Below are 22,907 nucleotides of genomic sequence, written 5' to 3' on the forward strand. Positions count from 1 at the left end.
CCGGCCCTAGTCCAGGTCGGCGACGCTCAGCGGCAGGTCACCGGCCGCCATATTCTCCTCGAGATGCGCGAGCGAGCTCGTGCCCGGGATGAGCGCGATCGCGGACGAGCGCGCCAGCAGCCAGGCCAGCGCCACCTGCTGGACGGAGGCGCCGAGGCGCTTGGCCGCCGCTTCTAGACGATCGGCGGCGAGCGGCCGGAAGCCCCCGCCGACCGGGAAGAACGGGACGTAGGCGACGCCGGCCGCCGCGCACGCGTCGACGAGCGGGTCGTCGTCGCGGTCGGCGATGTTGTACAGGTTCTGCACGCACACGATGTCGGCGACGGCGCGAGCCCGGTCGAACTGTGCCCGGCTCACGTTGGAGATGCCCAGATGCCGGATGAGACCCTCGGCCCGCAGCTCCATCAGCGTCGCCAGCGCCGTCTCGAAGCCCGAGCCGTCGTGTCCCCGGTCGCCCATCCGCAGGTTCACCACGTCGATGCGGTCCACGCCGAGTTCGCGCAGGTTGGCCTCGACGCCGCGGCGCAGGCCGTCCGGGGTGAGGCCGCGATGCTCGGACGCGGGCCGGGTGATGTCGTCGCCCTCGATCAGCGCGCCGACCTTCGTGACGATCACCAGGTCTTTCGGGTACGGGTACAGCGCGGCCCGGATGAGCTCGTTCGCGGCCACGCCGTCCCGCGAGTAGTAGTGGCAGGTGTCGAGGTGGTTGACGCCCAGCTCCACGGCTCGGCGCAGCACCGCGAGCGCGGTGTCCCGGTCCGGGCGGTCGCCCTGCGGCCAGCCGGTGAGCTTCATGGTTCCGTAGCCGACCCGGTTGACGTCCAGTTCTCCGATCTTCACCCCTCAAACCCTACGCAGCTTGACCAGGTAGGTCTGTGCGACCACCACCAGCGCCAGGAACGCGCCGCTGATCACCTGCTGCCAGTTGCTGTTGACGTTGCCGACCTGGTTGATCAGGTTCTGGATGACGCCGAGCAGCAGCACGCCCGCCACGGTGCCGGCGATCGTGCCCGCGCCGCCGGTGAGCAGGGTGCCGCCGATCACCACGGCGGCGATCGCGTCGAGCTCCATACCGGTGCCCAGCACGGTGACGCCCGAGCCGAGCTTGGCCGCGTTGATCGCCCCGGCCAGGCCGGCGAGCAGCCCCGACATGACGTAGACCCACACCTTGATCCGGCGCACCGGCACGCCCATCAGCGCCGCCGCGTCTTCGCTGCCGCCGACCGCATAGACCGAGTGGCCGAAGCGGGTGCGGCTCAGCAGCACCATCCCCAGCAGCACCAGCACCGTGACCAGCCAGACCTGATAGCCGATCCCCAGCAGCGACCCGTTGCCGAGCTTCCGGAAAGCGTCGCTCTTGACCAGATAGGTCTCGGAGCCCTCGTCGCTGATCGCGCGCATCAACCCGCGGGCGCCGAGCAGCGCCGCGAGCGTCACGATGAAAGGCGCCATTCTCGTGTACGCGATGAGCAGCCCGTTCGCGACGCCGATGAGCCCGCACACCAGCAACGGGGCGGCGAACGCGGCGACGAAGCCGTACTGCGACGCCCAGGCCGCGAGGACGCCGCCGAGCACGTAGAGCGACCCGACCGACAGGTCGATGCCGCCGGTGATGATCACGAACGTCATGCCGAGCGCGATCAGCATCGGCGGGGCGGCCGCGACCAGGATCGTCGCGGTGTTGTCGAAGCTGCGGAAGTTCGGAAAGGCGACCATCGAGATCAGCACGACGCCGATGAGGACGGCGAGCGCGCCCTGACGCTGGATCGTGCCGACGATCCGGTCGGTGCGCTCGGCCTTGCGGATGTCCTCGACGGCGGCCGCGGGCGTCTCGGGGCCGGCGGCGATTCCCATGGTCACCGGGTCTTCCTCTCTCGCGCCACGTAGACCGCGATCAGGATGATGACGGCCTGCGCCATCTCGGTCGTGGACGGCGGCAGGTTGTGCTTGATCATCGTGGCGATCACCAGCTGCATGAGCAGGGCGCCCGCGACCGTGCCGAGGACCCGGACCCGGCCGCCGGTGAGCGGGGTGCCGCCGACCACCACCGCGGTGATCGCGGAGAGCTCGATGAGCAGCCCGACCGCCGAGGCGTCGCTCGACTGGATGCGGGCCACCGACAACAGGCCGGCGATCGAGGCGAGCACCGAGCAGAGCACGTACACGGTGATCAGCACGCGCTTCACCGGGAGGCCGGCCAGCTCGCTGGCCGGGCGGTTGCCGCCGATGGCGAGCAGCCGACGTCCGAAGACCGTGCGGCGCACCAGGAACGCGACGACCAGCACCAGCGCCGCGGCGATCCACACCAGGATCGGGATGCCGAGAAGGTCACCGGATCCGAGCGTGATCAGATCCGGGTTGCGTACGTCCTTGAGCTTGCCCTCGCTGATCACCACGGCGAGTCCGCGCCCGCCGACGAACAGCGCCAGGGTGGCGACGATCGGTTGCAGGCCGACGCGGGCCACCAGCACGCCGTTGATCAGACCCACGGCCACCCCGGCCAGCAGCGACACGAGGATCGCGCCGGCCACGCCGTACCCGAGATAGAGGGGTATCAGGGCCGCGGCCAGCGCCATGACCGACCCGACCGAGAGGTCGATGCCTTCGGTGCCGATGACCAGCGCCATGCCGAGCGCCACGATCACGATCGGCGCGACCTGGATCAGCTGGATGCGCAGGTTGCTCCAGGTCAGGAAGTACGGCGTGAAGAAGACGTTGTAGAGGACCAGCAGGACGATCGCCAGGTAGACGCCGTATCTCGGCAGCCAGGCCTTGAGGTCTCTCGCGTCGAAGGCGAGGGTCGCGGTGGTCATTCTTCCTCCGGCGGTGCGGCGGCGGCGATCGTCGCCATGAGTTCCTCGGTGGTCACGGAAGCGCCGGTGAGCGTGCCGACGATCACCCCGTCGCGCAGCACCACCACCCGGTCGGCGCCCTCGATCAGCTCCTCGGCGTCGGACGAGACCAGCACCACGCCGAGCCCCTCGGCCGCGAGCTCGTCGATCAGCGACTGCACCTCGGCCTTCGCGCCGACGTCGATGCCGCGGGTCGGCTCGTCCAGCAGCAGCACCTTCGGCCCGGTCGCGAGCAGCCGGGCCAACAGCACCTTCTGCTGGTTGCCGCCGGAGAGGTCGCCGACGAGCTGGTCCGGGCCGGATGCCTTGATCCGCAGGCGGGTCATGAACCGCTCGACGATCGCGTCGATCTTCGAGTCGGAGACCAGCCCGAACCGGGACATCTTCGGGAGCACGGCGAGCGCGATGTTCTCGCGTACGGAAAGGCCGGCGACGATGCCCTCGGCCTTGCGATCCTCCGGTTGCACGGCGATGCCCGCTTTGACCGCCCGGACCGTGGTCGGCTTCTTGAGATCGACGCCGTCGACCTGCACGTCGCCGCTGTCGAGCGGGTAGGCGCCGCCGATGGCCTTGATCGTCTCGCTGCGGCCGGCGCCGAGCAGGCCGCCCAGTCCGACCACCTCCCCGGGGTGCACCTCGAAGCTGATGTCGTGGAGCTTGCGGCGGCTGGTCAGACCGCTTACCCGCAGGACCGGCGCCGCGTCGGTGTCGCCCGTTTTGTCGGAGGAGAACGCCGTGGCGCCTTCTCGGCGTATTTCCGACATCTCCCGGCCCAGCATCAGGGCCACGAGCTGGATCCGCTCCAGGTCGGCGAGCTTGCCGGTGTGCACCACCTTGCCGTCGCGCAGGATCGTGACGGCGTCGCAGATGCGGTAGAGCTCGTCCAGCCGGTGGCTGACGTAGATGATGCCGATCCCGTGCGCGTGCAGGTCGCGGATGACCCCGAAGAGGGTCTCCACCTCGCGCGCCTCGAGCGACGAGGTGGGCTCGTCCATGATCACGACCTTGGCGTCGATCATCACGGCCCGGGCCAGCGCGACCATCTGCTGGGCGCCGAGCGCCAGCGTGCCGAGCGGGAGCCGGACGTCGGCGGTGACGCCGTAGCCGGCCAGGATCTCCCGCGCCTCGCGATGCATCCGCGCCTCGTCGAGCAGGCGCAGCCTGTTCCTCGGCTCGCGGCCGAGGAACAGGTTGTGCGACACGCTCATCAGCGGGATGAGGTTGACTTCCTGATAAATCGTGGAAATCCCGGCGTGCTGGGCGTCCATCGGCGTCGCGAACTGCACCGGCTCGTCCTGGAATCGCAGGTCGCCCGAGTCCGGTTGGTAGACGCCGGTGAGCACCTTGATCAAAGTGGACTTACCGGCGCCGTTCTCCCCGACCAGGGCGTGCACCTCGCCCGCTCGCAGGCGGAACGAGACTCCGTCGAGGGCCCTCACCCCCGGAAATATCTTGGCGACGTCGACGACTTCCAGCATCTTCTTACCCCAGTGGATTCGCGTTGTTCCAGGTCGCGTCGGCGGCATAGCTACCGGTCGCGTCCCAGGTGTTGCCGCCGCCGTTGGTGGCGATGTAGACCGCTTCGGCGTAATGCCGCCAGTAGTAGCCCGGGTAGTTGAAGGACTCGAGCGACACGTTGCCGCTGCCGCCGTTCAGGCCCGGCTGCGCGCAGAAGGTGGCGTCCTGCTGGAACGTCGTCGTCCCGTCGTTGGTCGCCTTCTGCAGCCGGTAGCCGGCGTGCCGCAGGTACTGCCCCGGGTAGTTGACCGATTCGAACGTGTAGCAGCCGCTGTCGGCGAGGCCGGCGCGGACCGTGAAGGTGGCGTCCTGCCGGTCGGTGACCGCGCTGCTCGTGGTGATCACGTCGGTGCGGGCCAGGCCGTCGCGATGCCGCAGGTAGCGGGTGTCGTAGCCGGCCGTGGTGACCCGGAACGACCGGTTCTGGCCCACCGCCAGGTCGGTGCCGCTGCGCCAGAGTGGCGCGACGACCGCCCAGGTCGCGTCGTCGGTGAATGACCCGCCGGTGTTCTGGTCCATCCAGATCTCTTCGCTGCGGTGTCGCAGGTAGTAGCCGGCCAGGTTGGACGCTTCGAGCGAGGTGCCGCCGCCGGAGAGGCCGGGCCGGGCGCAGAAGGTGGCGTCGGCGTTGTACGTCGACCCGCCGTCGTTGGCCTCCTGGTAGACCCGGTAGCCGCGATGCCGCAGGTACTGGCCGGGGAAGTTGCGCGACTCGAACGAGTAGCAGGCGCTGTTCGACAGGCCGGCCCGCACCCAGAAGGAGGCGTCCTGCCGGTCGGTCTGCGCGGTGCCGATCACGTCCGTACGGGCCGCGCCGTTCGAGTGCCGCAGGTAGCGGTTGGTGTAGCCCGGCGTCGTGACCCGCAGCGACACCAGCTTGCCGGTCGACAGTGTGGCGCCGGTGGCGGCGCCGAGCACCCGCAGGTTGACCTCGCGCACCCGGGCCAGGTCCATCTTGGCCAGCTGCCGGTCATAGGTGTAGAAGCCGTTGAGCTCCTCTTCCACGTCCGTAGGCTCGGTGTAGACCGATCCTGAAAGACCATTTGTCGAGATAAGCTCAATTAATCTGGTAGATATTTGGACATAGCGATTCGTGAGCGCTGTCGAATTCGGCAGCCATTCATAGGCGAACTTTCCGCTGGTAGGCCACTCGTGGGTGGTCCTGAGCCCCAGGCCGCCGTACTCACCGTTGACGGCGAACCGCGTTGCCGTCGGCGGCCGCGTCATGCCGGGGCCGACGTAGACGTGGTCGTCGATCACGTCGCCGTTGCCCGGGTCGGGGTCGGAGTCGCAGCAGTTCGAGCCGGAGTCGTGGTTGACCATCCGGGTCGGGTCCCAGCTCTTCACCAGGTCGGTGATCCGGCCGGCGTCGTACTCGCCCCAGCCCTCGTTGAACGGGACCCATTGCACGATCGAGGTGATTCCCTTGTGCTGGTCGACCATCGCCCGCAGCTCCTTCTCGAAGCGCGTGCGCCCGGCCGTCGACGGTTCCCGCCCGCTGGCCAGCGCCGGCATGTCCTGCCAGACCATCAGCCCGAGCCGGTCGGCCCAGTAGAACCAGCGGTCGTTCTCGACCTTGATGTGCTTACGGACCATGTTGAAGCCCATGGCCTTCTGCTGTTCGAGGTCGAAGCGCAGCGCCGTGTCGGTCGGCGCGGTGTAGATGCCGTCCGGCCAGTAGCCCTGGTCGAGCGTGCCGAGCTGGTAGACGAACTTGCCGTTCAGCGTGGGCCGCAGCACCCCGCCGAGCATCGCCTTGCCGAGCGAGCGCATGCCGAAGTAGCCGCCGACGGCATCGGTGCCCAGCGTGACGCGCAGGTCGTACAGGAACGGATCGTCGGGCGACCAGAGGCGCGCGTTCGGAACCGGGATCCTGAGGCTCGATCCGACCGTGCCGGTGGCGGTGCCGACGACCGTGCCGCCGCTGAGAACCTGCGCGGTGACCGGCTGGCCGGACGCGTTCGCCGCCTGCACCACCAGGTCGAGACCGCCGGCGGCGACGTTCGGCGCGGGGTCGAGGCGGGTGATGTGTGCGGCGTTGGTCGGCTCGAGCCAGACCGTCTGCCAGATGCCGGAGGACGGCGTGTAGAAGATGCCGCCGCGGCTGATCCGCTGTTTGCCGACCGGGATGTCCTGGGTTTCTACCGGGTTCCAGACGCCGACGACGATCTCGTTGCTGCCGGATTTAAGGGCATTGGTTATATCGTACGAGAATTTGTCGTACCCGCCCTCGTGGGTGCCGAGCAGGGCGCCGTTCACCCAGACCTTGGACTGCCACATCACGGCGCCGAAGTTGAGCTGCACGCTGCGCCCCGACCAGCCAGCCGGAACCGTGAATGTGCGCCGGTAGTACGAGTAGTCCTGGCGTCGCATGATCCCGGAGAGCGCGCTCTCAATCGGGTATGGCACGAGGATCTCCTCGCCGAGCGTCTGGCCGGTGGGCGGGGTGTTGATGTTCGCGGCGCCGGCGAACTGCCAGATGCCATTGAGGCTCTGCCAGTCGGCACGGGTGAGCTGCGGACGGGGATACTCCGGCAGGGGGTTGGTCGTGGAGACCTGAGAAGTCCACGGTGTGGTCAGGGGCGGCGTCTTGGGGGCGAACGCCGCGGCGGGCCGGCTGGTGGCGATCAGGGTGCCGGCCGAGGCGACCAGCGCCACCGCGAGAATTCGGGTAAGCCGTCGGGGATGTGCGGTCACGTTCCGCTCCTTGCCCGGAGTGCGTCCTGGGGAACACAGACGAACATCGGGTGACGGCGCCGCGATCCGGCGCCGCCACCCGCAACGGGGATCAGTACGCCTTGGCGAGGTCGCTCTTGGCGTTGTCGGCGGTGTACTGCGAGTCCTGGATGATGATGTCCTGGCCCACCGGCTCACCGGCGAAGAACTTCGTGGCGGTCTCGAAGGAGAGCGGCCCGAAGCGCGGGTTCGACTCGATGACCGCCGACGCCCAGCCGTCCACAATGGCCTGCACAGCGCCCTTGGTGCCGTCGATCGACACGACCTTCACGTCGCCGGCCTTCTTGCCGGCGCCCTTGAGCGCCGTGATCGCGCCCAGCGCCATCTCGTCGTTCTCGCCGTAGATGCCATTGATGTCCGGGTTGGACTGCAGCAGCTGCTCGGTGACTTTCTGCCCGTCCTCACGGGCGAAGTTGCCCGTCTGTTCAAAGACGATCTTGATGTCCGGCGCGACCTTGGCCATCTCGTCCTTGAAGCCGCTGGTGCGCAGCGTGGTCACGTTGTTGCCGGGCGCGCCCAGCAGGATCGCGACCTTGCCCTTGTTGCCCATCGCCTTGGCCATCTCGTCCGCGGCGCGCTTGCCCTGCTCGGCGAAGCCCGACCCGATGAAGGTCAGGTAGTCCTTGCAGGCCGCGGCGTTGATCTTGCGGTCGATCGTGATGATCGGGATCTTCTTGGCCGAGGCCTTGGCGAACACCGAGTCCCAGCCGTCCGAGTTGAGCGGCGCGATGACCAGCAGCTGCACGCCCGAGTCGATCATCTGCTCGACGTCGCTGATCTGCTTGTTGAACTGGGAGTTCGCGTTCGTTGTCGTGAGGTTGGTGATGCCGAGCTTGGCCGCCTCGTCCTTGATGGACTGGGTCTCGGCGATACGGAACGGGTTGGCCTCCTTCTCCGACTGGGAGAAGCCGACCTTTGCCGACTTGAGGTCGACCTTCGAGCCGCCGTACTGGTCGATGGTGCAGGTCGCGGCGCCGGGAGCGGCGGATTGAGCGACCTGCGCGGCCGCGCTCGGCGGCGCGGCGGCGGTGTCCGAACCGGAGTCCTCGGACTTGGCGCAGGCACTGAGCATGAGCAGGGCTACACCGAGGGTGACGGCCGCAGGGCGCAAAAGGCCCCGGTATGTGGTCATGAATGAGCTCCTTAGCGGTGATGAGACATCGGGGAGTAACCGCCTGGAAACACATTCACGCACTATCAAACTTTTCCTGTCAAGGTCCTCCACCAGAACCAATCACAAACGCACGCGTCGCGGCGCGTGCGGGAGGGATTCCGAGCAGATTAAACGACAGCGCTCGATATGCGCGCCATGTCCCAGCGCGCCGACATCGAGGTGTAGATGCGCAACGCCTCGTCCGGGCGCTCGCCGCCGGCGGTCGCCGCGTCCTCGAGCGCGGCGGCCAGCTCGAACCGGCGGCCCACCCGCCGGTAGTGCTCGGCGGCGGCCAGCGCCGGTGCCGGATCGCCGCTCTGCAGCGCCTGGCAGCGCAGATGGGCGGCGTGCGCGCGGGCCGGCCGCACCTCGTGCGCCGCCTCGGCCGCGCAGATCTCCGCGGCCCGCGACGCGATGTCCATCCTGGACTCGCGAAGGGCCAGCCGTAGCACGTCGGGCAGCCACTGGTGGCGCAGCATCATCGGCGCGTACGACGGCTGGAGCAGCGGCGCCAGCACCTCCAGCGCCTCGCCCGTCCGCCCCCGCTGCTCGGCCGCAAGCGCCCGGGCCACCAGCAGGAAGTCGCAGTTCTCCCGCTCCGCCTCGCTGGCTGGCACCGCGTCGGCCGCGTCGAGGTGGGCGGCGGCCAGGTCGCGGGCGTCGCGGTGCAGGGCGATCAGCGCGGCCACCCCGTGCAGCAGCATGGTCACCGCGCCCGGCTCGCGCATGCCGTGCAGGGTGATGCCCGGCCCGTCCTCGGTCACCGCCGACACCTCGGCCAGCGCGTCGTCCCACCGGCCCAGCCAGTAGTCCTGCACCGCGGTCGCCACCTGCAGGCCGGCCGGCAGGCGATGCTCGGCCGCGAACTCGGCGGCCCGGCGCAGCGTGCTCTGCGCCTCGTCCAGGCGGTCCAGATTCTGCAGCGAGAACAGGCGGTTGTCGAGCAGGTCGAAGTACGTGCCGGCCAGGTCGGTTCGGCCGGCCACCACGTCGAGCGCCTCGTCGACGTGGCGCAGCGCGCGCTCGTGATCGCGGCGGATCGAGCTGGTCAGCCAGATCGTCTGCAGGGCGAACGCGGTCTCGTACGGCTGGCCGGCCGCCACCGCCTCCGCGTGCACCACCCGCGCCCGCCGCTCGGCGCGGTCGAGGTCGTCGAGGTCGCCGCGGCGGAAGTTGGCCAGCAGCACCCGGTGCCTCGTGCGCCAGATGGTCGGCACCCGCGGGTCGTCCACCGCCTCGCGAAGCATCGCGACGGCCTCGGCCTCCTCGCCCTTGCGATGCCGCATGGTGGCGAGCAGGTGCCGCATCTCGGCGCGGTCGGCCGGATCGGTGGCGAGGCTCATCGCCTCTTCCGCCTCGGTCATCGGGTAGCGCTCGCGGCGGAACTCGAGGCGTACCAGGCCGACCAGCAGCACGCCGCGCTGCGCCGCCGACGGCAGATCGGTGCGCAGCGCCCGGCGGATCAGGTCGCCGGCGATCTGGGGCGCCCGGCGCACCACCTCGGCGTGGTGGGCCAGCAGCCAGTTGAGCACCCAGGTGTCGACCGCCGGCGTCTCGGCCACCAGCTGCTCGGCGACCCGGGTGACCGGGCTGCCGCCGGCCGCGAGGACCTCGGCCGCGTGCCGGTGCAGGCCGGCCCGCAGCGCCGGCGGAACGCTGCCGACCAAGGCCTGTCGCAGGTACGCGTGCCGGAACGCCAGGTCGGTGCCGCTGTCCACCAGCACGCTCGCGGCCAGCGCCTCCTCCAGCGCGCCGACCAGGTCGAGCGCCGAGCGGCCGGTCACCGCGACCACCTCGCTGACCGAGAACTCCGAGCCGAGCAGCGCCGCCAGTCGCAACACGTCGCGGGTCGGCCCGGAGAGCAGGTCGAGCGTGGCGTGCACGGCCGCCATCAGCGTGCGCGGCGGCTCGACGGTCACCTCGGGGCCGATGTCGGCACGGCCGCCGGCGACCTCGATGACGTCCCGCTGGCGCAGCGCGCCGACCAGCTCGCGGGCGAACAGCGGGTTGCCGCCCGAGCGGGCCACCAGCGCCCGCAGGTTGTCGCCGGGCGGGGCGCCGACCAGCGCGGCCACCAGCCGGTCGAGCTGGGCGGTGGAGAGCGGGCGCAGGCGCAGCGCCTGCGCCGGCGCGGCCCGGTCGCCGGGCCGGGACGAGGCGACCAGCAGCAGCGCGAGCCGGCCGACCAGGACGCGCAGCCGCTCCCAGACCCGGACGGTGGCGCTGTCGGCCCACTGCATGTCGTCGACGATGAGGATGAGCGGCCCGGCCGCGCAGGCCGCGCGCACCGCGGCCACGATCTGGTCCTCGGCGACGTCTGGCTCGGCCAGCGGGCTGCGCGGGCGGCGCGACGCCGTCTCCAGGCCCAGCGCCCGGGACAGCACCTGCAGCGGCACCCGCGAGCCGAGCTGGTCGGCCGCGCCCCAGGCCACCCGGCAGCCGCAGCGGGCCGCGTCGGCGAACGCGTGGGTGAGCAGCTCGGTCTTGCCGATGCCGGCCTCGCCCTCGATCCAGACCGCGCCGCCGACGCCGGATGCGAGCCGCCGCACGAAGCCGCGCAGCTGATCGATTTCGGCCTCGCGGCCGAACCAGTCGCGGGCCGCCAGCCCGTCGCGCAACGCCTTGGCCACCGCCGTCGGCACCACCGTGCGCAGCGGCTCGGGCACCGGGAGCGCGGCCGGCTCCTCCGCCGAGCCGGCCAGCACCTGCCGCTGGAGCTCGCGGAGCGCCGGGCCCGGCTCGATGCCGAGCTCGGCCACCAGCGTGCGCCGCGCGGTGCGGAAGACCTCGAGCGCCTCGGCGTGCCGGCCCGCCCGGTGCAGAGCGCGCATCAGCAGCTCCTGGAGCGGCTCGTGCAGGGGGTTGTCCTTGACCAGGCCGGTGAGCTCGGCGATCAGGCCGTCGTCGCCGCCGGAGTCGAGCAGGACGCGGGCGCGCTGCTCGGCGGTGGCCAGGCGCAGCTCGGCCAGGCGCTGGCGGTCCAGCTCGAGGAAGGGGCCGGCCAATGTCGCGTACGCGTCGCCGCGCCACAGCGCGAGCCCCTCGTCGAGCCGGTCGGCCGCCTCGCGGTTGTTGCCGGTGGCCAGCAGCTCGGCCGCCTGGGCGCGCAGGTGCTGGAAGCGGTCGGCGTCGAGATCCTGCGGCTCGACCCGCAGCAGATAACCGCCCGAGGCGGAGGTGAGCAGGCCGGGTGTGAGGGCCCGGCGCAGGCCCGAGACGTACGTGTAGACGCTGCCGGCCGCGGTGGCCGGCGGCGAGTCGCCCCAGATCGCGGTGATCAGCTCGTCGCGGCCGACGAGGCGGCCCGCATGGGCCGCGAGCACCGCGAACACCGCCCGCTGCCGGGCGGCGCCCAGGTCGATCTCGCGCTCGCCGATCCAGGCACGGACCGGCCCGAGCACACAGACGCGCAGAACTTCCGGCACGTGTCCTCCCGGGTCGGTGAACCCAACTTCGGTGGAGACGGGCCGGGTGTCAATGGATAACGGAAACCGCACTTACGGGCACACCTCGTTCGCAGCCCTTCCGTGCCGAAACGCACCTCTGCTGAACTGGCCTATCGGCCTGCCTCCGGCGATGAAGGATCTCTGAAGAATTCCTGAAGAACCTTCTCCGACACTCGTTCCACGTCGCGTGTCGTCGTCGCTGGGGAAGGGGCAGGCCATGGAACACGTCAAGGTCGCGTTGCAGGCGATGGATCCGATCAACCATGCCGGGCTGGCCGCGCTGCTCCAGTTCCGCGGCGACATCACGGTGCTGCGCACGCAGCAGCGCGCCGACGCGGAAGTGCTGGTGGCGGCGGCCGAGCGGCTCACCCCGGACGTCGTGGCCACGCTGCGCCGGGCCGGCGCCGAGACCGCCGCGCCGATTGTGCTGGTCTGCCAGGAGGTCGTCGAGGCCGAGCTGATGACCGCGGTCGAGTGCAAGGTGGTGGCGATCCTGCCGCGCGCCGCGGTGACCGCCGACCGGCTCGCGCACAGCGTACGGGCGGCCGCGGCCGGCGGCGGGGTCATGCCGCCGAACCTCGTGGGCGAGTTGCTCAAGCAGGTCGACCGGATGCAGCGCGACGTGCTCGCGCCCAACGGCCTCAACGCGTCGGGGCTGACGCCGCGCGAGATCGACGTGCTACGGCTGATGGCCGACGGCTTCGACACCAACGAGATCGCCGGCAAGCTCTGCTACTCGGAGCGGACCGTGAAGAACGTCATCTATGGCGTCACGCACCGGCTCAAGCTGCGCAACCGCTCGCATGCGGTCGCATATGCGCTGCGGGCGGGGATGATTTGAGTCTTGAATGGGGGCCATGAAGCTCAAGCCCGGCGACAAGGTCGCCATCGTGTCCCCCTCCTGGGCGGGTCCCGCGGTCTATCCCGCGACCCACGATCTCGCCATGCGGCGGCTTCGCGAGCTGCTCGAGCTCGAGCCGGTGGAGTTTCCGGCCACCCGCCGTCAGGGCGCGTCGCCGGCGGCGCGTGCGGCCGACCTGATGGCCGCGTACGGCGACCCGACGATCCGCGCGGTGTTCGCCACCATCGGCGGCAGCGACCAGATCACCGTGCTCCCGCATCTTGATCCCGCGCCGTTCGTGGCCGACCCCAAGCCGTTCTTCGGCTACTCCGACAACACCAACCTGCTGAACTGGCTGTGGCGGCACGGCGTGCCCGGGTACCACGGCGGCTCGACGATGGTGCACCTCGCCCGGGGCGCCGGCGTCGACCCCGAGCACCTCGCCTCGCTGCGGGCGGCCCTCTTCGAGACGGCCGACCTCGAGATCACCCCGGTCAAGGAGTTCAGCGACGAGGAGCTGAGCTGGGCCGACCCGGCCTCGCTGACGTCCTCGGCGCCGTACGTGCCGAGCCCCGGCTTTCAGTGGCACAACGCCGACCGGGTGGTCACCGCGCCGACCTGGGGAGGCAACCTCGAGATCCTGCACTGGAACCTCGCGGCGAACCGGTGGATCAAGCCGTCCGCCGAGTACGCCGGGATGATCCTGCTGCTGGAGACCTCGGAGGAGATGCCGCCAGCCGACGAGGTGTTCCGGATGCTGCGCAACGCCGGCGAGCGCGGGCTGCTCGAACAGTTCCCGGCCGTGCTGGTGGGGACCGCGAAGGCAAGCAACATCGGCAACCGCCCGCCGCAGGAGGAGCGGGCCCGCTACCGCGACGAGCAGCGCGAGGCGGTGCTGCGCGCGCTGGCCGATTACCACCCGTCGGCGATGGCCGTCTTCGGTGTCGATTTCGGACACACGGCGCCGCAGTGGATCCTCCCGTACGGCGGCCGGATGACCGTGGACGGGCCCGCCCGGCGGATCATCGCGCAATTCTGACGGCGTCGTGGGCCGATGGCAGCGGCGGCGAGCACGGGTCGCAGAAGCTCCGCGACTCGCTGGGCTTCTCGATCCGGTTGGGGATCAGCAGGAACGCCACCACCGCGCCGCCGGCCATCAGGCCCGCACAGATCAGCATCGTGTTGCGGTAGACCGGCTGCAGCTGGTCGGCGACCGTGAGGCTCCCGCTGCCCAGCCCGGCCGCGAGCGGCAGGATCGCGACGGCCAGCAGGCTCGCGGCCCGCGCCACCGCGTTGTTCACGCCCGAGGCGATGCCGGCGTGCGCGTCGTCGAGCGAGCCGAGCGCCGTCGCGGTCAGCGGCGCCACCAGCGTCGTCAGCCCCAGCCCGAAGATGATCACCGAGGGCAGCACGTCGGTCAGGTACGACGCGTCCGGCCCGATCATCGCCATCATCAGCAGGCCGGCCCCGCAGATCAGCGGTCCGACCGTCATCGGGATACGTGGGCCGATGCGCTGGCCCAACTGACCCGAGCGGGCCGACAGCAGCAGCATGATCACGGTCGTCGGCAACAGCGCGATACCGGCGGCCAGCGGGCTGAACCCAGCCACCACCTGCAAGTTGATGACGAACAGGAAGAACACGCCGCCGTTGGCCGCGTAGACCACGAAGGTGACCAGGTTGGCGCCGGTGAACGCCCTGTGGTGGAAGATCTCCAGCGGCACCATCGGCTGCGGCGACCGGCGCTCGGCCAGCACGAACGCGACCAGCCCGGCCACGCCCACCGCCAGCGAGATCAGCACGACCGGGTCGGTGGGCCCGCGCATCGGCCAGGCCGTGAAGCCGTAGGTGAGGCCGCCCAGCCCGATCGCGCCGGTCACGATGCCGGCCACGTCGAAGTGGTGCGCCGCCTCCGGGTTGCGCGATTCCGGCACGTGCCGTGCGCTCACCAGGAGCACCAGCGCCGCCACCGGCACGTTGATCAGGAAGATGTACCGCCAGCTGCCCGCCTCGACCAGCCAGCCGCCGAGGAACGGGCCGAGCGCGCCGCCGATGCCGCCCAGCCCCGACCAGGCGCCGATCGCCCGGGCCCGGTCGTCGCGGACGAACGAGGCCTGGAGGATGGCCAGCGCGCCGGGGGTGAGCAGCGCGCCGCCGATGCCCTGCAGGATCCGGGCGCCGATCAGCAGCTCCATGGTCGGAGCGAGCCCGCACAGCAGGGACGCGATCGCGAACCAGGTGACGCCGATCATGAAGATCCGCTTGCGGCCGAACCGGTCGCCGAGCGAGCCGCCCAGCAGGATCAGCGAGGCCAGGCTCAGCGCGTACCCGTTGACCGTCCACTGGAGGCCGGCCGCGTCGGCGCCGAGGTCCTCCCCGATCGACGGCAGCGCGATGTTGACCACCGTGGCGTCGATGAACGCCAGGCTGGAGCCGAGCACCGTGCCCAGCAGAACCCAGCGGCCCCGTGCGCTGCGATAGTGGATCAGCGTGTCCCCGACGGTCATGGGCCGACCTTACGCCGCATGAACGACTCCGGGCTTACCTCAGATGACCATGATCAGGCGGTACGGCGACTGCGCGGCTCCGGAGTCCTGACGGCGGCGGCGCGCACCGCCCGGGTGGCGGCCATCGCGGCGGCCGCGGCGGCCGTCGCCGACTTCCGGACGGTCCCCGGCTTGCGGACCATCAGGTTCTCCAGCCGCGTGCAGAGCTCGGCGCGGTGGAACGGCTTGGTCAGGAAGTCGTCGGCCCCGGCCTGGAGCGCGGCGAGGATGCGCTGGTCGTTGACGTCGGCGCTGATCAGCATCACCGGGAGCAGGGCGGTGGCCGGCTCGGCCCGCAGCTTGCGGCAGAGCTCGATGCCCGACTCGCCGGGCATCCGCACGTCCAGCAGCGCGGCGTCGATCCCGCCGGCGAGAAGGGCGGCCAACGCGTCCCGGGCATGCTCGGCGGTGACCACCTCGTGCCCGGCGCGGTGCAGGGCGAGGGTGAGGAGTTCGCGGTGGTCGGCGTCGTCGTCGGCGATGAGCACGGTTGACACGGGGCCTCCAGGGGCTGCGGGCGGACACAGTGCTGTTCGGCATCCCGCCGGAACCCGCTGAGCCGTTTTTGCGTTGTGCACGTACGCGCACCAAGCGAGCGTTGTGCGCGTACGTGCACAGCGGCTAGAATGTGCACGTACGCGCGCAGAGGGGGGCCACATGCGCCTGAGTGACGCCGAGGATCTCGGCAGGTACGTGCGCGATCGACGACACGCCGCCGGCCTCAGCCAGGTCGGTCTGGCGACCAGGGCGACGGTCAGCCGGCGCTGGCTCTCCGACCTGGAGACCGGCAAACCCACCGTCGAGGTCGGCCTTGTCTTCAAGGTGATCGCGGCCCTGGGGCTGTACCTGGATTGCCGCCCCGAGCCCCAGCCCGAGATCGACCTGGACGCCTACCTCGACTCACTCGGCGGGGCGCCGTGAGCGGGGAGTTGACCGTGCTGCTCGGCGTCCGGGTGGTCGGCCGGCTGTCGCAGGGTGAGGGCGGCGCGCTGTTCTTCGCCTACGCCCACGCGTACCTGGATTCACCGGACGCGCAGCCGATCTCGCTGTCCATGCCGCTCACCGGCCAGGCCTACCCCGACCGGGTGGTCCGCGCCTTCTGCCAGGGTCTCCTGCCGGACAACGAGGGGGTCCTCGAGCGGTGGGGCCGAGACTTCCACGTGTCGGCCGGCAATCCGTTCGCGCTGCTCAGCCACGTCGGCGAAGATTGCGCCGGCGCCGTGATGTTCGTCCCGCCCGAGCGCGTCGCGGCGACCATCGCCCGGGTCGGCGCGATCGTGCCGCTCACCGAGGAGCAGATCGCGGAGCGGCTGCGGACGCTGCGGCGTGACCCGTCCGCGTGGCACCTGGCCGGGACCGGTCAGTTCAGCCTGGCCGGAGCGCAGGCCAAGACCGCGCTCCATGTCGACGTCACCACCGGCAAGTGGGGCGACCCGTCGGGAGCGGTGCCGACGACGCACATCCTCAAGCCGGCCATCGCCGGGTTCGACGACCACGACCTCAACGAGCACCTCTGCCTGCGGTCCGCTCGAATGGCCGGGCTGCGCACGGCCACCGCGCGCGTGATGTCGTTCGGCGACGAGCGAGCGATCGTGGTCGAGCGATATGACCGTTTCCCGCTCGGCGACGGGCAGGTCGGGCGGATCCACCAGGAAGACATGTGCCAGGCGCTCGGTCTGCCACCCACTGCCAAGTACCAGAGCGAAGGCGGGCCATCGCCCGAGCAGATCATCGCGCTCGTGCGCCGGGCGATCGCGCCGCCGGTGGCTACGGTCGAGGTCGAGCGGTTCGTCGACGCGCTCGCGCTGAACTGGCTCATCGCCGGGACCGACGCCCACGCCAAGAACTACTCGCTCCTGCGGGTGCAGCGGCAGGTTCGGTTGGCGCCGCTGTACGACGTGGCGAGCAGCCTGCCCTACGACGACATGTACCTGCCACGGCTGCGACTCGCCATGAAGATCGGCTCGGAGTACCGGGTCGAGGCGATCACCGGGAAGCATTGGCGCGCTCTCGCGACGCGGAACGGCCTCGACCCAGATCGGACGATCGAGCGGATCGACGCGCTGGCCGGCCGGTTGCCCGGCGCGTTTCGCGAGGTGGCGAGCGCGGACGCGGTCGTTGCCCTGCGGTCGGCGCTGCCGCAGCGGCTGGCCACGGCGGTCGAGGAGCACGTCGGAAGCTGCCGGCGGCGATTGGCGGAGGGATGATCCGGGCGGCGCGGGAAGCGGACGTCGAGGCGATGCGGGCGATCGAGGTGGCGGCCGACCGGATGTTCCGCGACATCGGCATGGACTTCGGGCCGGCGGGCGAGCCGCCGACGGCCGAGACGTTGCTCGCGTACGTGCGGGACGGGCGGGCGTGGGTGGCAGAAGGGTCGGTGGCCTATCTCGTCGCCGACTTGGTGGACGGGAACGTGCACGTCGAGCAGGTCTCGGTCGATCCCGCCCACGGCCGCCGCGGGCTGGGCGCGGCGCTGATCGAGCACGTCGCGGCGTGGGCCCGGGAGCGGGGATCGCCGGCTCTGACCCTCACCACGTTCGCTGAGGTCGCCTGGAACGCGCCCTACTACGAGCGGCTCGGCTTCCGGCGGCTCGCCGACGCCGAGCTGACGCCGGAGCTGCGGCGGATCCGGCAGCGGGAGGCCGAGTTCGGCCTCGATCGATGGCCGCGCCTCGCCATGCGCCGTGAGCTCTCCTAGCAACACGCCTAATGTGTGATGCATGCGTGCTGCTGTCTTCGAAGAGCCCGGTCCCGCCGCCGTCCTGCAGATCGTGGAGCGGGAGACCCCGCTCGCCGGCGCCGGTGAGGTTCGCGTCCGGATCGTTCTGTCCGCGGTCAACCCGACCGACACCGGCACCCGTGCGGGGCGCGGCGTGCCCGACGGAGTGGCGCCGCCGCGGGTGCCCAACCAAGATGGCGCCGGCGTGGTCGACGCCGTCGGCGACGGGGTCACCGGCATCGAGCCGGGGGACCGGGTCTGGGTGTGGGACGCCGGCTACGGCCGGGTGAACGGCACCGCACAGGAGTACGTGGTGCTGCCCCGCCGCCAGGTCGTGCCGATGAACGACGACGTGCCGTTCGAGGTCGGCGCGGCGCTGGGCATCCCGGCGCTCACCGCGCACCGCTGCCTCACTCTGGCCAGCGACGGGCCGGCCCGGCTCGGGCCGGGCGCGCTCGAGGGCCGCACGGTGCTGGTCGCCGGTGGCGCGGGCGCCGTCGGCAACGCCGCGATCCAGCTCGCCAAGTGGGCGGGCGCGACCGTGCTGACCACGGTGAGCTCCAAGGAGAAGGCCGGTCTGGCCGCCGCGGCCGGCGCCGACGTGGTGATCAACTACCGCGAGGAGGACGTGGCGGCCCGGGTGAAGGAGCTCGCCCCGGGCGGCTGCCAGATCGTGGTCGAGGTCAACACCGAGAACCTGCGAACCGACCTGAGCGCGGTCGCGCCGGGCGGCAACATCGCGCTCTACGTGGGCGGCGAGGTGACGATCCCGAGCTTCAAGGCGATGCTCAAGAACGCCAGCCTCGACTTCGTGCTGACCTACACGACCACGACCGAGGAGAAGGACAACGCGGTCGCGGCGGTGGCCGAGGCGGTCAACGCCGGCATGTTCCGGGTGGGCGACGAGGCCGGTCTGCCGATCCTGCGCTACCCGTTCGAGCGGGTGGCCGACGCGCACGAGGCGGTCGAGCAGCACGCGGTCGGCAAGGTGGTCATCGAGGTCACCCAGCCCTGAGCAAGGCGTCGGCGACCCGCTCCACGCCGCGCCCGTCGACGGCCGCCCACGCCCGGGCGGCCAGCTCGGTGCGCAGCGACGCGTCGGTGAGCAGCCGGCGCAGCGCCGCCACCGCGTCGTCGCCGAAGTGCCCGAGCTGCCCGAGCCCGGCCGCGATGCCGCGGGCCATCACCCGCTCGTACCCGAGGATCTGGTTGTCCACGACCCAGACCAGCGCGGCGGGCAGGCCGAGGCAGAGCAGCTCCCAGGTCGAGGTGCCGCTGGCGCTGACCGCAAGGTCGGCGCCGGCGAGCAGCTTGGGCAGGTCGTCGGTGGGCGCGATGACCTCGAAGCGCTGCCCCGGTCCGGCCTCGATACCCGCCAGCTCGGCGCGCAGCTCCTCGTCCGCCCCGATGATCGTCGCTTCGAAACCCACGCCGGTCCGGGTGAGCAGTCGCGCCACCTGCGGCGCCGCGCGGTAGGCGTCGGTGCCGCCGAAAAAGGCGACAACCTTGGGCGTACGTCCGGAGCGGTGCACGGGCGGGGTCACCGGCCGCAGCGAGCGCACCGATGAGCGCAACAGCGCGTAGTCGAGGCCCGCCAGCCCGATCGCGTCCTCGACGTGGATCACCGAATCGAGGTTCTGGTCGACGTAGATGTCGGCGGACTGTCCGCGGAAGTCGCCGTCGACGACGGCCAGCACCCGGCGCCCGGTCCTGCGCACCGCCGCGCTGTGCGGTGGCGGCAGCGTGTACGAGTCGATCACCAGCGCGTCGATCTCGAGGCGCTCGATGGCCGCCACCAGGGCGACCGGGTCGAACGGCGGCGGATGCCACGGCAGCCCGCGCCGGCTGAGCTGGACCTCGGCCCACTCGACGCCGCCCAGGTCGCTCAGGAAGCGAACCCCGGCGCCGCGGGCGACCAGCTCCTCGGCGAGCGCCACGCACCGCACCAGATGCCCGACGCCGGTGCGGGCACCGGCATCGCAGCGAATGCCGACGATCGTCACGCCTGCACGAGCGCCTTCTGCAGGACGTGCGCGTTGATCTCCACGAGGTCGGGCCGGGAGAGCAGCCACGCGGTGAGCGCGCGATACCCGACCGGCTCGTCGCCGAACTCTCCGACGATGGCCTCGATCAGCTTCAGGTCGTCCTCGGTGTCGAGGGTCAGCCGCAGGTGGGAGAGATCGGGCTGCAGGGTCAGGCCGATCACGTCGAAGTCGTCGGCGTGCGTGTAGATGTACGACGTCACGTGCACCCGGTGGTGGTCGGTCGCGAGCGCGTCGACGGCCCGCAGCACCGGCGTCCGCACCATCTCGACGTCGAGCCCGCGCGGCAGCGTGTGCGCGATCGACGTGGTCAGGTAGTCGGCGCCCGACGCCACGAAGACCCGGTGCGCCCGGGCGATCAGCTCGGGGTCGATCAGCGGGTTGTCGGCGGTGAACCGCAGCACGACGTCGCTCTCGTGCCGGTCGAGCACGCCCAGGAAGCGGCCGAGCACGTCGTCGACCGGCCCGCGGTGGGAGGCCACGCCGATCCGCTCGCACTCCTCGACGATCGCGTCGTCGGCCGGCTCGACCGTGGTGGCCACGACCAGCTCGTCGAGCACGCCGCTCTGCCGGGCGCCCAGCACGACGCGCTCGAGCACGGTGCGGCCGCCGAGCTTGAGCAGCACCTTGCGGGGGAGGCGGGACGAGTCCATCCGCGCCTGGATGATGCCGAGGGATGTCATCTATTTCCTTTTCGAAGGCGATTTCGTGCCTTGCGCGCTACCCCGTACCCCAGCTTCGCGAAGCGGTAGACGAAATTACCGCTGAAGGCGGAGATCTGGACACGGGCCTTGCGCAGCTCCTCCTCCCGCTTGGCGAGCTCGCGCTCGTACCACTGCGCGCGGGAGGCGGCGTCGGCCAGCCGGCGGTCGAGGGCCCGCAGCTGTTCCTCGTGCTCTCGGCGGGAGTCCGGCCGCGGCGGGTCGTCGCGGGCCGGGACCGCCGGGACGTCGCCGGTGAGCCCGGCGGCGCCGTGCAGGATCGCGGTCAGCGCCCGCAGGTCGGTGGCGGCGGGCCACGGATGCGCGTACCCGCCGGTGAGCAGCGTCCGGGCGAGTTCGCGGAGCGCGTCCGCCGAGGCCGGGACACTCGCGTCGAGCACGGTGAACGTATCGCCGGAGACGACCACGTTGTCGGCGGTGGCCCAGGGCTGCGCCGCGATCCAGCCGGTCAGGAGCCGGCGCACGGCGGGCAGGTCGTGCCGCAGGCAGGCGCCGATCAGCAGCTCCTCGACCAGCCGGCCCCGGGGCAGCGGTCCGTCGAGAGCCGACAGGTCGCGTCCGGCAGCCTCGCGCAGCACGCGCCGGGTCCAGACGCCGTCCGGGCCCGGCGACACCTCGAGAACCGGGCCGTCGCCGAGCAGGGCCGGGCCGTCGCCGAGCAGTACCGGCGGTAGGGAGAGAACCGCCGAGGGCCGGGGCGCGAGGTGGGCGACGACCAGCCAGGATGCGGCGAGCTCGGGTCCGAGTCCGCCCCGCACGGCCGCGGCGGCGAGGCGGCGGGGATCCGAGAGGACACTGCGATTCGCGTACCCGGTGCCGGCCGCCCGCGCGGTCAGGGCGGCGAGCGCGTCCACGGGCCCGTCCCGCAGGGCGCTCGGCGTGGCGAGCAACGCCGGCCGGCCGGGCTCGGCCCAGCCCGCGGCGAGCCAGTCGACCGCGAGCCCCTCGGCGGCGAGCCGCGCGGCCAGCCGGGCCGGAGTGCCGGGCTTGGTGTCGTCGAACTCGCCGAGCGGCCGCCACGCGTCGTCGGTCTGCGCCGAGGTGGCGGTCGCCGGGTCGACCAGGCGGTGCACGCCGAGCTCGTTCTCCACGGCGAGCAGCAGCGTGCCGCCCGGGCGCAGCGCCCGCTTGACCGCCTGAAGGCTCTCGGCCCAGTCGAGCTGCGGCCCCTCGGCCGAGCAGAGCCGGCCGAGGCCGTCGAGCGCCACGACCACGTCCCAGCGGCCGGGCTCGGGGAGCTTGGCGAGCGTGCCGCACAGGACGTCGAGACCGCGGCCGTCCAGCTCGATCGCCGCGGGCTCGGAGCGGACCAGGCAGGTCACCGAGGTGCGCACGGCGAGCTCGTCGACCAGCGCGGGCTCGTGCGGGCCGGCGACCAGCACGCTCACGCCGGCCGGCATCCGACCGGTCAGGTAGCCGAGCAGCGCGCCGCCGGCCGGTGGCCGGTCTTCCGCGAAGCCGGGCATCTCGCCGCCGATCAACCGGATCACGCCGCCACCGCCGCGCGGTCGTCGGACCGGACCGGCCCGGACCAGCCCAGCATGGCGCGCAGCTCGGCCGGGGAGGCGAGGTAGCCGGCGCCGAGCTCGGCCATCGCGACCGGCCGGGCCGCGGCCGGGTCGGGATGCGTGCCGTGCAGCTCGGGCCACTGCCGGCGGATGCGCTCGGCGGTCGGCCGGTCCTCGTTCTCCAGGCGCATCGGGTCACCGTAGACGGCCGGGAGGCAGCCCGCCGCCACACCGTAGAAGATCGCACTGCTGAGCCTGTTCGACGCCACCCGCCGGTGTCGCCGCAGCTCGGCGAGCTGGTTGTGGAGGAACCGGGTGTCGGTGTCGAGCCACTGGAAGCCGCGGTAGCCGTGGCACACCACCCGGCCGGCCTTCTCGTACTCGGCGCGGACTCGGTCGGTGCGGTACTCGTTCCAGTACAGGCAGAACGTGACGGGGCCGTCCTCGGTCGCCATGATCTCGTCGATCAGCCGGGCGTGGCTGCCCCGCACCTGCTGACTCTCCCAGCCGTGGAACGGGTACCAGATCGTTCCCTCGCGAGCGATCGGCTCCTCCTCCGCGGCGACCTCCAGCAGATAGAGGAAGGGCGCGCCGATCACCGTGGCCTGCCGGCGCCCCATCGACCACGCACGCCGGCGGGTCTGCTCGGACCAGACGAAGATGGGCCGGCCCGGCATGTACGGCGTGCCGGCGCCGAGCCCGTCCACCACGTTCCACCCGTGCTGCACGTAGCCCTCGATCCGGGGCGGGTGCTCGGGATCGAGGCCGCAGTACTGCGCGAGCACGTGCGCGTGGCCGTAGAAGTGGTTCGCGTGGTGCACCCT

At 71.5% G+C, this 22,907-nt stretch carries 19 protein-coding genes; 6 read left to right on the top strand and 13 right to left on the bottom strand.

What is annotated here, in order from left to right:
• Positions 1–6: 6 nt before the first annotated feature.
• The 7 genes from ACIA5D_RS30280 to ACIA5D_RS30310 form a co-directional block, all read right to left on the bottom strand.
• Entirely contained in the window at positions 7–840 is an 834-nt protein-coding gene (locus ACIA5D_RS30280) for an oxidoreductase (protein ID WP_396033708.1), read from the bottom strand.
• A gap of 3 nt (positions 841–843) precedes the next feature.
• Positions 844–1,854 (bottom strand): ABC transporter permease, encoded by a 1,011-nt coding sequence (locus tag ACIA5D_RS30285; protein ID WP_396033813.1) that lies wholly within the window; start codon positions 1,852–1,854, stop codon positions 844–846.
• A 2-nt stretch (positions 1,855–1,856) separates the two neighbouring features.
• Positions 1,857–2,813, bottom strand: a complete 957-nt coding sequence (locus tag ACIA5D_RS30290) for an ABC transporter permease (RefSeq protein WP_396033710.1) — start codon at positions 2,811–2,813, stop codon at positions 1,857–1,859.
• A complete protein-coding gene (locus ACIA5D_RS30295; RefSeq protein ID WP_396033712.1) occupies positions 2,810–4,330 on the bottom strand; it encodes a sugar ABC transporter ATP-binding protein in 1,521 nt (506 codons plus the stop codon). Before ACIA5D_RS30295 ends, ACIA5D_RS30290 begins: the two co-directional genes overlap by 4 nt.
• Positions 4,331–4,334: 4 nt before the next feature.
• Complete coding sequence (locus ACIA5D_RS30300) at positions 4,335–7,067, bottom strand: AbfB domain-containing protein (protein ID WP_396033713.1); 2,733 nt, start codon at positions 7,065–7,067, stop codon at positions 4,335–4,337.
• 91 nt (positions 7,068–7,158) lie between these two features.
• Positions 7,159–8,238: an ABC transporter substrate-binding protein gene (locus tag ACIA5D_RS30305; RefSeq protein ID WP_396033714.1), complete on the bottom strand. Its 1,080-nt coding sequence runs from the start codon at positions 8,236–8,238 to the stop codon at positions 7,159–7,161.
• 149 nt (positions 8,239–8,387) lie between these two features.
• Positions 8,388–11,684 carry a BTAD domain-containing putative transcriptional regulator gene (locus ACIA5D_RS30310; RefSeq protein ID WP_396033715.1) on the bottom strand — a complete coding sequence of 1,099 codons (3,297 nt, stop codon included), beginning with the start codon at positions 11,682–11,684 and terminating at the stop codon, positions 8,388–8,390.
• Between the two features lie 238 nt (positions 11,685–11,922).
• Here ACIA5D_RS30310 and ACIA5D_RS30315 point away from each other — a divergent pair, with 238 nt between their 5' ends.
• Together ACIA5D_RS30315 and ACIA5D_RS30320 are read left to right on the top strand one after the other, a co-directional pair.
• The gene (locus ACIA5D_RS30315; RefSeq protein ID WP_396033716.1) at positions 11,923–12,546 is read left to right on the top strand and encodes a response regulator transcription factor; all 624 of its coding nucleotides are present in this window, start codon (positions 11,923–11,925) and stop codon (positions 12,544–12,546) included.
• Positions 12,547–12,562: 16 nt separating this feature from the next.
• On the top strand, positions 12,563–13,585 hold the full coding sequence (locus ACIA5D_RS30320; RefSeq protein WP_396033717.1) for an LD-carboxypeptidase: 1,023 nt from the start codon (positions 12,563–12,565) through the stop codon (positions 13,583–13,585).
• On the opposite strand, the gene ACIA5D_RS30325 is transcribed toward ACIA5D_RS30320, so the two are convergent.
• Positions 13,569–15,053, bottom strand: coding sequence for an MFS transporter (locus tag ACIA5D_RS30325; RefSeq protein WP_396033719.1), 1,485 nt, complete (start codon positions 15,051–15,053; stop codon positions 13,569–13,571). The two genes, ACIA5D_RS30320 and ACIA5D_RS30325, sit on opposite strands and share 17 nt — an antisense overlap.
• Before the next feature lie 53 nt (positions 15,054–15,106).
• Positions 15,107–15,589 (bottom strand): response regulator transcription factor, encoded by a 483-nt coding sequence (locus ACIA5D_RS30330; protein WP_396033720.1) that lies wholly within the window; start codon positions 15,587–15,589, stop codon positions 15,107–15,109.
• Positions 15,590–15,749: 160 nt separating this feature from the next.
• Here ACIA5D_RS30330 and ACIA5D_RS30335 point away from each other — a divergent pair, with 160 nt between their 5' ends.
• From ACIA5D_RS30335 to ACIA5D_RS30350, 4 genes are read left to right on the top strand one after another with little or no spacing between them, the layout of a single operon-like run.
• On the top strand, positions 15,750–16,013 hold the full coding sequence (locus ACIA5D_RS30335; RefSeq protein ID WP_396033721.1) for a helix-turn-helix domain-containing protein: 264 nt from the start codon (positions 15,750–15,752) through the stop codon (positions 16,011–16,013).
• Positions 16,010–17,299 (top strand): type II toxin-antitoxin system HipA family toxin, encoded by a 1,290-nt coding sequence (locus ACIA5D_RS30340; RefSeq protein WP_396033722.1) that lies wholly within the window; start codon positions 16,010–16,012, stop codon positions 17,297–17,299. Before ACIA5D_RS30335 ends, ACIA5D_RS30340 begins: the two co-directional genes overlap by 4 nt.
• Entirely contained in the window at positions 17,296–17,790 is a 495-nt protein-coding gene (locus ACIA5D_RS30345; protein ID WP_396033723.1) for a GNAT family N-acetyltransferase, read from the top strand. The genes ACIA5D_RS30340 and ACIA5D_RS30345 overlap by 4 nt, the downstream gene beginning before the upstream one ends.
• A 22-nt stretch (positions 17,791–17,812) precedes the next feature.
• Positions 17,813–18,826: an NADPH:quinone reductase gene (locus ACIA5D_RS30350; protein WP_396033725.1), complete on the top strand. Its 1,014-nt coding sequence runs from the start codon at positions 17,813–17,815 to the stop codon at positions 18,824–18,826.
• Here ACIA5D_RS30350 and ACIA5D_RS30355 read toward each other — a convergent pair.
• The 4 genes from ACIA5D_RS30355 to ACIA5D_RS30370 are packed head-to-tail and all read right to left on the bottom strand — an operon-like array spanning position 18,813 to position 22,904.
• Positions 18,813–19,814: a PseG/SpsG family protein gene (locus ACIA5D_RS30355; protein WP_396033728.1), complete on the bottom strand. Its 1,002-nt coding sequence runs from the start codon at positions 19,812–19,814 to the stop codon at positions 18,813–18,815. The two genes, ACIA5D_RS30350 and ACIA5D_RS30355, sit on opposite strands and share 14 nt — an antisense overlap.
• Positions 19,811–20,536, bottom strand: a complete 726-nt coding sequence (locus ACIA5D_RS30360; RefSeq protein ID WP_396033729.1) for a cytidylyltransferase domain-containing protein — start codon at positions 20,534–20,536, stop codon at positions 19,811–19,813. The genes ACIA5D_RS30355 and ACIA5D_RS30360 overlap by 4 nt, the downstream gene beginning before the upstream one ends.
• Complete coding sequence (locus ACIA5D_RS30365) at positions 20,533–22,065, bottom strand: hypothetical protein (protein WP_396033730.1); 1,533 nt, start codon at positions 22,063–22,065, stop codon at positions 20,533–20,535. Before ACIA5D_RS30365 ends, ACIA5D_RS30360 begins: the two co-directional genes overlap by 4 nt.
• Positions 22,062–22,904: a hypothetical protein gene (locus tag ACIA5D_RS30370; RefSeq protein WP_396033731.1), complete on the bottom strand. Its 843-nt coding sequence runs from the start codon at positions 22,902–22,904 to the stop codon at positions 22,062–22,064. Before ACIA5D_RS30370 ends, ACIA5D_RS30365 begins: the two co-directional genes overlap by 4 nt.
• Positions 22,905–22,907 lie beyond the last annotated feature (3 nt).

The organism is Actinoplanes sp. NPDC051513 (assembly GCF_044454685.1).
In the GTDB taxonomy this organism is placed as follows: Bacteria; Actinomycetota; Actinomycetes; order Mycobacteriales; family Micromonosporaceae; genus Actinoplanes.

What these genes read in the sequence shown, in the direction of transcription:
- ACIA5D_RS30285 (WP_396033813.1), bottom strand. Translation starts at nt 1,854, where the DNA reads ATGGGAATCGCCGCCGGCCCCGAGACGCCCGCGGCCGCCGTCGAGGAC.
- ACIA5D_RS30290 (WP_396033710.1), bottom strand. Translation starts at nt 2,813, where the DNA reads ATGACCACCGCGACCCTCGCCTTCGACGCGAGAGACCTCAAGGCCTGG.
- ACIA5D_RS30295 (WP_396033712.1), bottom strand. Translation starts at nt 4,330, where the DNA reads ATGCTGGAAGTCGTCGACGTCGCCAAGATATTTCCGGGGGTGAGGGCC.
- ACIA5D_RS30305 (WP_396033714.1), bottom strand. Translation starts at nt 8,238, where the DNA reads ATGACCACATACCGGGGCCTTTTGCGCCCTGCGGCCGTCACCCTCGGT.
- ACIA5D_RS30315 (WP_396033716.1), top strand. Translation starts at nt 11,923, where the DNA reads ATGGAACACGTCAAGGTCGCGTTGCAGGCGATGGATCCGATCAACCAT.
- ACIA5D_RS30320 (WP_396033717.1), top strand. Translation starts at nt 12,563, where the DNA reads ATGAAGCTCAAGCCCGGCGACAAGGTCGCCATCGTGTCCCCCTCCTGG.
- ACIA5D_RS30325 (WP_396033719.1), bottom strand. Translation starts at nt 15,053, where the DNA reads ATGACCGTCGGGGACACGCTGATCCACTATCGCAGCGCACGGGGCCGC.
- ACIA5D_RS30335 (WP_396033721.1), top strand. Translation starts at nt 15,750, where the DNA reads ATGCGCCTGAGTGACGCCGAGGATCTCGGCAGGTACGTGCGCGATCGA.
- ACIA5D_RS30345 (WP_396033723.1), top strand. Translation starts at nt 17,296, where the DNA reads ATGATCCGGGCGGCGCGGGAAGCGGACGTCGAGGCGATGCGGGCGATC.
- ACIA5D_RS30350 (WP_396033725.1), top strand. Translation starts at nt 17,813, where the DNA reads ATGCGTGCTGCTGTCTTCGAAGAGCCCGGTCCCGCCGCCGTCCTGCAG.
- ACIA5D_RS30360 (WP_396033729.1), bottom strand. Translation starts at nt 20,536, where the DNA reads ATGACATCCCTCGGCATCATCCAGGCGCGGATGGACTCGTCCCGCCTC.